This window comes from Sorangium sp. So ce363 (assembly GCF_051520435.1).
GTDB classification, from domain to species: Bacteria; Myxococcota_A; Polyangia; order Polyangiales; family Polyangiaceae; genus Sorangium; species Sorangium cellulosum_B.
Window position 1 is genome coordinate 7,574,421 of record NZ_CP150333.1, and the last position, 12,322, is coordinate 7,586,742.

Annotated in this window: 8 protein-coding genes; 5 read left to right on the plus strand and 3 right to left on the minus strand. The window is 71.4% G+C overall.

Annotated elements, in window-relative coordinates; translation table 11 throughout:
* Positions 1–75 precede the first annotated feature (75 nt).
* From WMF12_RS28355 to WMF12_RS28365, 3 genes are all read left to right on the plus strand, one after another.
* On the plus strand, positions 76–5,805 hold the full coding sequence (locus WMF12_RS28355) for a CARDB domain-containing protein (protein ID WP_437850388.1): 5,730 nt from the start codon (positions 76–78) through the stop codon (positions 5,803–5,805).
* Positions 5,806–6,022: 217 nt separating this feature from the next.
* A complete protein-coding gene (locus tag WMF12_RS28360; protein ID WP_437850390.1) occupies positions 6,023–6,400 on the plus strand; it encodes a hypothetical protein in 378 nt (125 codons plus the stop codon).
* Positions 6,401–6,458: 58 nt separating this feature from the next.
* On the plus strand, positions 6,459–7,316 hold the full coding sequence (locus WMF12_RS28365; RefSeq protein ID WP_437850392.1) for a hypothetical protein: 858 nt from the start codon (positions 6,459–6,461) through the stop codon (positions 7,314–7,316).
* Positions 7,317–7,332: 16 nt separating this feature from the next.
* Here WMF12_RS28365 and WMF12_RS28370 read toward each other — a convergent pair whose 3' ends face one another.
* Positions 7,333–7,887, minus strand: a complete 555-nt coding sequence (locus WMF12_RS28370; RefSeq protein WP_437850394.1) for an RBBP9/YdeN family alpha/beta hydrolase — start codon at positions 7,885–7,887, stop codon at positions 7,333–7,335.
* Positions 7,888–8,472: 585 nt separating this feature from the next.
* Between WMF12_RS28370 and WMF12_RS28375 the strand changes: the two genes are divergently transcribed.
* Entirely contained in the window at positions 8,473–8,634 is a 162-nt protein-coding gene (locus tag WMF12_RS28375) for a hypothetical protein (RefSeq protein ID WP_437739825.1), read from the plus strand.
* 55 nt (positions 8,635–8,689) lie between these two features.
* Here WMF12_RS28375 and WMF12_RS28380 read toward each other — a convergent pair whose 3' ends face one another.
* Together WMF12_RS28380 and WMF12_RS28385 are read right to left on the minus strand one after the other, a co-directional pair.
* Complete coding sequence (locus tag WMF12_RS28380) at positions 8,690–9,448, minus strand: SDR family oxidoreductase (protein WP_437850396.1); 759 nt, start codon at positions 9,446–9,448, stop codon at positions 8,690–8,692.
* Positions 9,449–9,606: 158 nt separating this feature from the next.
* Entirely contained in the window at positions 9,607–10,641 is a 1,035-nt protein-coding gene (locus tag WMF12_RS28385; protein WP_437739827.1) for a zinc-dependent alcohol dehydrogenase, read from the minus strand.
* 136 nt (positions 10,642–10,777) lie between these two features.
* On the opposite strand from WMF12_RS28385, the gene WMF12_RS28390 reads away from it, so the two are divergent.
* Complete coding sequence (locus tag WMF12_RS28390; protein ID WP_437850397.1) at positions 10,778–12,295, plus strand: xylulokinase; 1,518 nt, start codon at positions 10,778–10,780, stop codon at positions 12,293–12,295.
* Positions 12,296–12,322: the final 27 nt, after the last annotated feature.

Here is a 12,322-nt window from a genome sequence, read left to right on the forward strand (position 1 = left end):
GAATCGCGACCCCCTTGACGTGGACGCGCCCCCAGCTTCTCCTGATTCTCTATGCTCAGCCTAAGAGTATCTCTGGTGCGACGGGCGTGCTTCGCGTTCGGCATGCTGGCGATGACCGTGGGGTGCGGGAGCAGCGGACCCCCTGACGATCCCGAGCCGATCGGGGCCGCGACCGGGGCGCTCACAGGCGACGAGCCCGACCTCGTGATCTCGAGCGCGAGCGCGCCGCCCAGCATCCTGCCGGGCGGCTATTTCACGACGTGGGTCACTGTGTGCAACCAGGGCAACTCGGCGAGCTACAGCACCCAAGTCGAGGTGAGCCTCTCGGACGACGACATCATCACACCGTCGGATCCCATCACCGGCTATGCGCCGCTGGGGTATCTCGACGCGGGGCAATGCGTCGAGCTCGGCGTCCAGACCGCCGCGGCCGTGCCCGATGGCGCGTACACGCTCGGCGTCGTGGTGGACTCGTTCGAGCAGGTGATCGAGCTCTCGGAGACCAACAACACGGCAGTGGCAGGCGAGATCAGCGTCGGCTACGGCCCGGATCTCATCGTCTCGGCCGTGGGCGGCCCGCCCAGCGCCCTCCCCGGCGGCGGCTTCGAGGTCCAGGTCACGGTGTGCAACCAGGGCACGACGTCGAGCCAGCACGCGCTCGTGGATGTGCTGCTCTCGACGGACGCCACGATCGAGCCGCCGGATCACCCCCTCGGCAGCGCCCCGGTTCCCTGGTTGAACCCTGGCGAGTGCGAGTCGGTGACCGTGCCCGCCAGCGCCAGTGTCCCCGAAGGCGTTTATCACCTCGGCGCGATCGCGCACGAGAGCGGCTGGAACCCGGAGCTCACCACGTCCAACAACGCGCGGGCGGGCGGGCTGCTCGGCGTCGGCTACCAGGCGGACCTCGTCGTCTCGGCGGTGAGCGGGCCGCCGAGCCAGGTGCCCGGCGCGTGGTTCGACGCCTCGATCACCGTCTGCAACCAGGGCACGCAGCCGAGCTACGGGACCGATGTCGACCTCCTGCTCTCGCCCGATGACGAGATCACACCCGCCGACTTCCCGATCGGCAACGGCTATGTGCCGGACCTGAGCCCCGGACAGTGCTTCTCCGCGACGATCCCCGCGAACACGTACGTGCCCGACGGCGCATACACGCTGGGCGCGATCGTGGATGCTCCGGACTGGATCGCCGAGCTCATCGAGGCGAACAACGCCGCGACGGGCGGCGCGATCGGCGTCGGCTACCAGCCGGACCTCATCGTGTCCTCGGTGAGCGGGCCGCCGAGCGCGATGTCTGGCGGCTCCCTCGACGCCTCGGTCACCGTCTGCAACCAGGGTACGCAGACGAGCTACGGCAGCAACGTGGAGCTGTACCTCTCCTCGGACGCGATCATCACGGCGAACGACGTGCCCATCGGCGGCGATGTGGTGCCGTACCTCGATCCGGGGCAGTGCACCACGCGGACGCTCCACGTGGGCGCTTACGCGCCTGACGGCGCCTACCACCTGGGCGCGATCGTCGATCGGTCCGGCGGGGTTCCCGAGCTCATCGAGAACAACAACGCCGCAGCCGGCGCCGTGGTCGGCATCGGCTATCGGCCGGATCTCATCGTCTCCGCTGTGAGCGCCCCGCCGAGCGCCCTTCCGGGCAGCGGCTTCGACGCCACCGTCACCGTCTGCAACCAGGGCACGACCCCGAGCTACAGCGCCGCCCTGGAGCTGCGCCTGTCACCCGACGAGAGCATCACGTGGACCGACCCGGCCGCCGGCGGCGCCCAGGCGCCGTACCTGGATCCGGGGCAATGCGCCGCGGTGACCGTCCTTGCGAGCGCTTACGTGCCAGACGGCGTCTATCACCTCGGCGCGATCGTCGATCTGTACAACTCGCAAGGAGAGCTGAACGAGGCCAACAACGCCGCGTCGGGCGGGCTGCTCGGCGTGGGCTATCGGCCGGATCTCATCGTCTCCGCCGTGAGCGGGCCGCCGACCCTCGTGCCCGGCAGCGGGTTCAGCGCCTCCGTCACCGTCTGCAACCAGGGCACGACCCAGAGCTACGGCAGCGAGGTCGCCGTGGTGCTCTCGTCCGATCAGGCGATCACGCCGTTCGACGCGCCCGCCGGGGGCGGCTATGTGCCCGGTCTGAGCCCCGGGCAGTGCGCCTCCGTCGCCGTGCCCGCGAACGCCTACGTGCCCGACGGCGCCTATCACCTCGGCGCCGTCGTGGACCCGGGCGGCTCGCTCCTCGAGCTCATCGAGACCAACAACGCGGCGGCGGGCAGCCTGATCGGCGTCGGCCATGGCCCCGACCTCATCGTCTCCGCCGTGAGCGGGCCGCCGAGCGTGTTCCCCGGCGGCGGCTTCGACGCGTCGGTCACCGTCTGCAACCAGGGCACGCAGCCGAGCTACGGCACCCACGTGGAGCTGCGCCTCTCCGCGGATGCGACGGTCACGATCGCCGACTTCCTCGCCGGCGGCGGTCCTGTGCCGTACCTGGATCCCGGCCAGTGCGCCACGGTGACCTTCCCGGCGAGCGCTTATGTGCCCGAGGGTGCCTACCACCTCGGCGCGATCGTCGACCCGCAGGGCGGGGTCCCCGAGCTCATCGAGACCAACAACGTGGGCTCAGGCGCTCTGATCGGCATCGGCACCTGGCCTGACTTCACCGTCGCTTCCGTGAGCGGCCCGCCCAGCGTCCTGCCGGGCAGCGGCTTCGACGCGGAGATCACCGTCTGCAACCAGGGCACGACCCCGGGCTCCAGCATGGTGGAGCTGCGCCTGTCCGCCGACGCCACGATCACGGAGGCCGACGCGTTCGCGGGCGGCGCGCCGACGCCTTACCTGGATCCCGGCCAGTGCGCGGCCGTGACGGTCCCCGCCAGCGTCTACGTGGCCGATGGCGCCTATCACCTCGGCGGGATCGTCGAGCCGTACGGCTGGCAGCCCGAGTTGATCGAGACCAACAACGCGACGCCGGGCGATCTGATCGGCGTCGGCCACTGGCCCGACCTCGTCGTCTCGGCCGTGACCGGGCCGTCGAGCGTGACGCCCGGCAGCAACTTCAACGCCGCCGTCACCGTCTGCAATCAGGGCACGACCCAGAGCTACGGCGCCGACGTCGAGCTGCTGCTGTCGAGCGACGGGGCGATCACGCCCTCGGACATCCACGCCGGGAACGGCGATGTCCCCGGGCTGAACCCCGGGCAGTGCGCCTCCGTCGTCGTGCCCGCGAGCGCCTATGTGCCCGACGGCGCGAATCACCTCGGCGCGATCGTGGACCCGCACGGCGCGATCGGCGAGCTCATCGAGACCAACAACGCCGCGGCGGGCAGCGTGATCGGCGTCGGCCACGCGCCGGATCTCGTCGTCTCCGCCGTGAGCGGGCCGCCGAGCATGATCCCTGGCGGAAGCTTCGACGCGTCGGTCACGGTCTGCAACCAGGGCACACAGACGAGCTATGGCACCCAGGTGGAGCTGCTGCTCTCCGCGGACATGACCCTCACGTTGGCCGACTCCCCTGCTGGCAACGGTCCGGTGCCGTACCTGGATCCGGGCCAGTGCACCACCGTGACCTTCCCGGCGAGCGCGTACGTGCCCGACGGTGCCTACCACCTGGGCGCGATCGTCGACCGGGACAACTGGGTTCCCGAGCTCATCGAGACGAACAACGCCGACGCGAGCGCCATGATCGGCGTCGGCAACTGGCCCGACCTCATCGTCTCCGCGGTCAGCGGCCCGCCCAGCGCCATGCCGGGCAGCGGATTCGACGCTTCCGTCACCGTCTGCAACCAGGGCACGCAGCCGAGCTACGGCACAGAACTGGGGCTCTACCTGTCCGCCGACGCCACGATCACGGAAGGCGACACTCCCGCTGGCGGCGGCATGGTCCCCTTCCTGGCACCCGGGCAGTGCGCCGCGGTGCCAGTCGCCGCAACTTCCTATGTTCCCGACGGCACCTATCGCCTCGGAGCGTTCGTCGATGTGGTTGACTGGCAGGAAGAGCTGATCGAGTCCAACAACGCCGCCTCGGGTGACCTCATCGGCGTCGGCTTCGGGCCGGACCTCGTCGTGTCGGCGGTCAGCGGTCCGCCCAGCGCCCCGCCGGGCAGCGGATTCGATGCCTCTGTCACCGTCTGCAACCAGGGCACGTCCCCGAGCTACGGCGTCGATATCGAGCTGTTCCTGTCGAGCGACGACGTCATCGCGCCCTCGGACCTCCACGCGGGGAGCGGCTCTGTTCCCGGCCTGAGCCCTGGACAGTGCACCTCCGTGCTCGTCTTCGCGAGCGCCTATGGGCCCGACGGCGCCCACCACCTCGGCGCGATCGTGGACCCAGGCGAATCGCTCGCCGAGCTCATCGAGACCAACAACGCCGCGGCGGGCAGCGTGCTCGGCGTCGGCCTCGGGCCGGATTTCATCGTCTCCGCCGTGAGCGGGCCGCCGAGCCTCGCCCCGGGTGATAACTTCAACGCCGAGGTCACCGTCTGCAACCAGGGCACGCAGGCGGGCTACGGCGGCGACGTGGAGCTGCGCCTCTCCTTGGACGCGACCATCACGACGGCCGACTCCCATGCCGGCAACGGGCCGGTGCCGTCCCTCGCGCCGGGCCAGTGCGCCACCGTGACCTTCCCGGCGAGCGCGTACGGGCCCGACGGCGCCTACCACCTGGGCGCGATCGTCGATCCGTACGGCTGGACTCCCGAGCTCATCGAGACCAACAACGCCGCGACGGGCAGCGTGCTCGGCGTCGGCTATCGGCCGGACCTCATCGTCTCCGCGGTGGAGGGCCCGCCCAGCGCCCTGCCAGGCAGCAGCTTCGACGCCGAGGTCACCGTCTGCAACCAGGGCACGCAGCCGAGCTACGGCAGCGACGTGGAGCTGCGCCTGGCGGCCAGCGACCAGGCGGCCAGCGCGGGTGTGATCGCCGGGGGCGCGCCGGTGCCGCACCTGGATCCTGGCCAGTGCACGGTCGTGACCATCCCCGCCTACTCGGCGGTGCCCGACGGCGCCTATCGCCTCGCCGCCGTCGTGGACCCTTTCAGCTCGACCCAGGAGCTCATCGAGACCAACAACATCAACGCAAGCGGCGTGTTCGGCGTCGGCTACCAGCCGGATCTCATCGCGTCCGTGAGCGGCCCATCGTCCGCCGCGCCGGGCGGCGGCTTCGACGCCATCGTCACCGTGTGCAACCAGGGCACGACCCCGAGCGGCGGCACGAGCGTCGATGTGCTGCTGTCGTCGGATGGGACGGTCACGCCCTCCGATATCCATGTCGGCAACGGTTGGGTCCCCGGGTTGAGCCCCGGCCAGTGCGAGAGCATCACCGTGGCCGCCGGCGCCTATGCTCCCGACGGCGCCTACCACCTCGGCGCGCTCGTGGACCTGAACGGCCCGGTCCAGGAGCTCATCGAGACCAACAACGCCGCCGCCGGCGAGCTGATGGCCATCGGCTACGGCGCCGATCTCGTCGTCTCGACGGTGAGCGGCCCGCCGAGCGTCACGCAGGGCAGCCTCTTCGACACCTCGATCACCGTCTGCAACCAGGGGACGGCCCCGAGCTACGGCACCATGGTGGAGGTCCGGCTGTCCGCCGACGCGACGATCACGACGGCCGACTTCCTCCCCGGAGGCGCCTGGGTGCCAAGCCTCGCAGTAGGCCAGTGCGAGAGCCTCGTCGTCCCCGCTGATACCTACGCCCCCGTGGATACCTACACGCTCGGCGCCATCGTGGACGCCTACGGCGAAGTCCCCGAGCTCCTCGAGGGCAACAACGCGACGGCCGGCGGCGAGCTCCTCGTCACCTTCTGATCATCCCCCGCTTCCACATTTCGCGGACGTGACGGCGCTCACCCGGCTCGAGGCGTAGAACCAAGGAATGGTGAAATGAGGTAGTTTTCGAGGGCGCGTGCTGCACGATTCGCGTGCAGAGTGGCCACATCGCCGCGTCGTCGAGCTGAAGCACCGCGCCCCATCGCTCCCCTCTCCCCGCTTCCCAACCCCCCGCTTGCCCCGCTAGGCTCGCCGCATGCCCCTCGACCCGCAGCGCCTCGCCCGTGTTCGCGCCCATTTCCTGGCGGCTGCCGCGCTCGTCACCGGCTGCGGCGGGAGCTCCGCGCCCGACCACACGATCAACGAACGGGCTCCCATCGACCACGTCCCGCCGACGCCGACCGCAGCGCCCACCGAGTCCTCGTCCTCCGCGACCCCGCCGGATGCTCCGCAGCCCAATCCGAGCGACGCCCCGCCCAACGCGCCCGTGGACGTGAACACGCCCCCGCCAGTGCCGCCGACGGCGCCCCCTGCGTCGTCCTCCGCGACCGTGGGTCGTCCTCCGCCCGGCCAACCCCAACCCCCGCCCACGTCGCCGCTGCACATCAACACGCCGTCGCGCACGAAGCCGTGACGCGAGCGACATCCCCCGCCGCCCCCCTCGCTCGCCGGCGGCCGCGCCCCATCCCCTCATGAACACCGCGTTCCCTCTCGGCACGACCGAGCGGCTCTTCGCGACGCTCCACCGCCGCTTCCTCGATCGCCATTACCCCGCGCCCCCGTGGGACCGCCTCGACCCGGCGGCGCTCCCGCCCGCCGACGTCGAGATCGCCCGCCAGGCGTGGGCCGCGCGAGCGGTCGCCGAATACCGCTCCATGATCGTCTTCGGCGAGCTCATCGCCCGCTTCGCCGAGATGCGTTTGCCCCTGGAGGTCACGACCGCGGCCTCGCGCCTCCTCCAGGACGAGGCTCGCCACACCGAGCTGTGCGCGCGCGCGGCCGACGCGCTCGGCGGCAACCACGGAGCGACGCTCGCCCCCTCGGATCTCCAGCTCCCACGGAACGGCCTCCCGGCCCATCTCTTCGTCGCCCGGTGGACCGCATCGATGTTCTGCGTGGGCGAATCCGCGTCCGTCGGCATCCTCGACGTCCTCCAGCAGCACACCACCGATCCTTGCCTGCAGGTGGTCGTGGGCACCCTCCTGCGGGACGAGATCCTCCACGACCGCTTTGGCTGGGCGCTCGCGCGCCTCGTCTTTCCTCGCCTCACCGAGGACGAGCGCGACTGGCTCGCCGCCGATCTGGCGTTCTCGCTCGCGCACTACGACCGCATCCACGCCGGCGCCTCGCGCGCCGACGGCGAGCCGTTGCCCGAGGCGCCTCCGCCCGCCGGCCCGAACCTCGGGATCCCCTCGCGTCCGGCCGCGGCGCGCGCCTTTTACGACCGGATCGACCGCGTGATCCTCCCCTCGCTCGCCGCGCTGGGCGTGCCGGCGTACGAGGCCTGGGCGTTGCGCCTCGAAGTCCCGGCCCAGGCCGAGAATCGCTGAGACGGCGCTCGCCAACTCAAGCGCGGAACACCCGTGAGACGGGCTCCCCTATCAGCGCCGCGAGGAGCCGCTCCCCCTCGGGCCAGGGCCCGAAGCCGGCGTCGACGTTGATGTGCCCACACGGCCCGGCCTGGATGAAGCGGCTCCCCCAGGCGCGCGCGAAGGCTTCGGCTCGCTCCGGGGCGCAGTACGGGTCGTTCGCGCTCGCGACGACCATCGAGGGGAACGGCAGCCTGACGCCGGGCAACGGGTGGAACGTCGACGCCTCGCGCGGGTAGCTCGGCGATTCGGTGTCGGCCGGCGCGACGAGCAGCGCGGCGCGCACGGGTCGCGCGCCCAGCGCCGCCCAGTGGACGACCGTGCTCACGCCGCAGCTGTGCGCGACAAGCACCGGGGGCTCGGCGCTGGTGGCGACCGCCCGGTCGAGCGCCTCGACCCACGCGCGTCGGTCCGGGTGATCCCAGTCGGGCATCTCCACGCGGCGCGCCAAGGAGAGCTTCTGCTCCCAGAGCGTCTGCCAGTGGCGAGGGCCGGAGCCGCTGTAGCCAGGGACGATGAGAAGCGAAAGCATCGTGACAAGACCTCCCCGCGAACGAAGAGGGTACAGAGGAAGCGGGTGAAAATCACTTCGTCACCACCCCGCAGACCCCGGAGCCAAGTCGACCCCCTCCGCCGCGCGCCGTGATGGGGCCGAGGTAGCCCTGGCGCGCCGGATTCATTCGATTTACACGACCTGTGGCAGACGCTGTGCGCGCTTCTCTTCATCCTCCTGGCTTGCAAGGCGCAGTCACCACCGAGACCGCACCCCCCGCTGGCGGCGACGCGGCGATGCGGCGATCAAATTGCCCTGCTACTCCCGCATGGGACTTCCATGTCCCTCGATTCCTGTGTAAATATGCCAGATGCTGTCGGCGCTGGATGTCGAATCTCCGCCGGCAGGATCTCTTGGTTGCGAACAACGTGTGACCTTACCGTGAAAGGAGTTTCAATGAATCGAGGATCGTCTTCGAGACGTCTGTCCAGGAGCCGCGTCGCGAGCTCCCTGTCTGTCCTTCTCTGCGTGCCCGTGGTGGCGCTCGCGCTCGCCGGTTGCGGCGGCACGGAGCCCTCCTCTTCGTCCGAGTCCGACGAGTCCACGCCGGACCGAGACGAAACCATGAGCTGGGAAGAGTTCCAGGCGAACGTTTACCGCGACCCGCAGCGCGGGGTCTACATCATCGACGACGAGCAGGGGCTCAACGACGCGGAGCTGCGTGTCGTCTACGAGCGCTATGTCAAGACCGGGGCGCTCGTCGTGAAGCCGCTCGGACGGCGCTGATCACGCCTCGCAGGGATACGATCGATAGCTCGCTCTGAGCGTAGCATCGGATGCCTCACGCCGCGCCAGCCAGCGACAGGGCGAGCCAGTCGTCGAAGCGCGTCGGCATGACGCGCGCGCCGTCGCCCGGGGTGAGCGACCGATCGTCGATCCGGAGACCAAAATAGGGCGCCTCCGCGTCGGCGATCACCTCGCGGCGGTCCTTCTTCGCGCTCAGGTACTTGCCGACGAACTCGGCGAGCGGGCGCCTCTCGGGGCCGGCCACCTCGAGGATGCCGTTCACGGGCGCCCCCAGCGTGACGTCGGCCAGGGCCTCGGCGACGTCCTCGGACGCGATCGGCTGCAGGTGTGCCGATGAGAGGCGGACCCGTTCAGCGTCGGCGCTGGAGCGCGCGATGCCGTCCATGAACTCGAAGAACTGCGTGGCCCGCAGGAGGGTGTAGGGGATCCCGGAGGCCTCGATCAGCGCCTCCTGCGCCATCTTCGCGCGAAAATAGCCGCTGCCGAGCATTCGATCGGTGCCGACCACCGAGAGCGCCACATGATGTTTGACGCCCGCGGCGGCCTCGGCGGCGAGCAGGTTGCGGCCCGAGGTCTCGAAGAAGTCGAGGACCGCCTTGTCCTCGAACGACGGCGAGTTCGCCACATCGACCACGACCTCGGCCCCTGCGAGCGCTCCGGCGAGCCCCTCGCCCGTGAGGCTGTTGACGCCCGTGGAAGGCGACGCCGCGACGACCTCATGGCCCTGCTGGCGGAGCCTGCGCACGAGCTTCGTCCCGATCAGCCCGGTTCCACCGATAACCACGATCTTCATGTCTTTCTCCCTTGTCGATCACGCGAGCGACCGGCGCCTTGCTCCTGTGACCCCGCGCTCGCCGTCAATGACGAAGCGGGTCTAGCTCGTGTGACATGGGGCGAGGGAAAAATGACAGCCGCGCCGCCTCGTCTGGAGACCCCGCGCGACGACCCGGTTCAGAACGGCGTGTCGCCTTCGTCCGGGACGATGATCGACTTCAGCGCCCCGTCCTGGCAATCCGCCTGCAGGCGGAAGCCCTTCTCGGCTTCGGACAGATCGAACCGGTGGGTGACGATGGACTCGACGTCCACCGCCCCCTCGGCGACCAGGCGGATCGCCCGCGGGTACACGTGCCCCATGCGCCGGGAGAACTTGATCTTCAGCCCCTTGCGGCGGCACAGCGCCGCCGGCAGCGAATAGCGATCGCCCTCGGGGATGCCCGCCAGCAGGATTCTCCCGCCGATGCGCGCGGCCTCGGCCGCGTGGTGGAAGCCCTCGGGCGAGTTCGTCGCCTCGATCACGAGATCGACGCCGCGGCCGCCCGTCCACTCCGCGATGGCCGCGAACGTCGGCGCAGCGTCGTGCGCGCCCAGCCGGCGCGCGGCCTCGGCCCGGTAGGCGACAGGGTCGATCGCGAAGACGCGCTCGACGCCGGCCAGGCGCGCGAGCTGGACCAGGCACAGGGCGATCGGCCCGCACCCCAGCACCGCCACCGTCTCCTGCAGGTGGGGCCGCGCCAGGTCCATCGCGTGGATCGCGACGCCCAGCGGCTCCAGCATCACGGCCTTTCGCACCGAGAAGCCGCGGGGGACCGGCACCAGCTGCTCGGGGCGCACCGCCAGCCGCTCCGCCATGCCGCCGTGGAGCGGCGGCGCGCCAAGGAACTCCACGTGCGGGCACAGGTTCACGTGGCCGCGATGGCACCACTCGCAGCGGCCGCAGGCGTGCGCGGGGTCGACGGCGACCAGCTGGCCCCTCGACAGGCCCAGCGCCGGGTGGTCGTCGACGACCCAGCCGGCGAACTCGTGCCCTGGCACGAAGGGGTCCCGGACCTGCGCCGCGCCGATCCCGCCCTCCAGGTAATAGTGCAGATCGCTGCCGCAGATCCCGCAGCCCGCGACCTGGATCGTCACCATGCCCTCGCGAGGCCGCGGAGGTTCGACCTCGCCGAGCCGGACATCGCGGATACCGTGAATGAAGGTTGCGCGCACCGTTCCAGACTCCCTTTCAGAACTCCGCCGGCTCCCCGGCAGCGCCGCGCTGGACGATTGTGCCGGCGCGAGTCCCTACTGTAGTCTGCGCCCGTGATCGCTTGTCAATCCTGCGTTCCGGGGCGCTGACGGCGCCATGCCGGCCGACCTCGTCCTCGGCATCGACCTGAGCACCACCGCGGCCAAGGCGGCGGCCTTCGACGTCCAGGGGCGCTTGCACGCCGCCGGCCGGGCGCCGCTCTCGCTGGCCCGGCCGGCTCCTGAGCGATTCGAGCAGGAGCCCCGGGACTGGTGGGCTGCCCTGTGCCAGGCGGTCGCCGGCGTCACCGCCGCGGTGGACCCGGGCCGCATCGCTGGCCTCGCGATCGCGCACCAGCGCGAGACCTTCGCCTGCCTCGGTCCCGACGGCGAGCCGCTCCGCCCCGCCATGCTCTGGCTGGACGGCCGCGCGCGCGGGCACCTCGGCGCCGTGATCGACCGCATCGGGCGAGACCGCCTGCGGGCGCTGTCCGGCAAGGCCGCGGACTTCGGCCCGGCGCTGCCCAAGATCGCCTGGCTGGCCAGCGAGGAGCCGGACACCCACCGCCGCGCCGCCCTCTTCTGCGACGTGCAGGCGTACCTCGTGCAGGCGCTGACCGGGCGCGCCCGCACCAGCTGGGCGAGCGCCGACCCGCTCGCGCTCTTCGACATCGGCGCGCGTCGCTGGTCCGAGGAGCTCTGCGCCGCCGCCGGCATCACGCCCGACCGGTTGCCGGAGGCGCTCCCTCCCGGCGCGCCGCTCGGCGCGGTGTCGGCGGCCGCCGCGGCGACCACCGGCCTGCGCGAGGGCACGCCGGTGCTGGCCGGCGGCGGCGACGGCCAGATGGCCGGGCTCGGCGTCGACGCCCTGGACCCGCGGCGCGCCTACCTGAACCTCGGCACGGCGGTGGTCTTCGGCGTCTTTTCCCCCGAGCCGCGGCAGGACCCGGCGTGGCGGACCATGACCAGCGCCTCCGGCCGCGGCTACGTGCTGGAGAGCAGCCTGCGCAGCGGGGCGCTGCTCTCGGACTGGTACCTGCGCCGCCAGCTGGGCGTCGATCCGCGCGACGGGGCCGCGATGGCCGCGCTCGAGGCCGAGGCGGCGTCGCTGCCGCCCGGCAGCGGCGGCCTGCTGCTCTTGCCCTACTGGGAGGGCGCCATGAACCCCCACTGGGATCCCGACGCCCGCGGCGCGATCCTGGGCCTCACAGACGCGCACGGGCGCGGCCACGTCTACCGCGCCCTGATCGAGGGCGTCGCGCTCGAGCAGGCCCTGGTGCTGGACCTGATGCGCGGCGCGGCGGGGATCGAGGTCGCGGAGTTCGCCGCGGTCGGCGGCGTGGCCGCGAGCGACCTCTGGTGCGCCGTGATGGCCGATGCGACGGGCGTCGCCATCGAGCGGTCCGAGACGGTCGAGGCGGCGTGCCTGGGCGCCGCCATGTGCGCGGCCGCCGGCGCCGGGCTGACCGGGAGCATCGAGGCGGCCGCGAGGGCGATGCGCGGGACCGCCACGGCGACGTTCCATCCCGACGCCGCGCGCCGGGGGCGCTACGCGGCGCTGCTGGGGATCTACCGCGACATGTATCCGCAGCTCTCGGGGCTGCTGCGCCGCCTCTCGGCCTTCACGAGGGAGTAAGTGCGCCCGCTCGCCACGGGGCAGGAT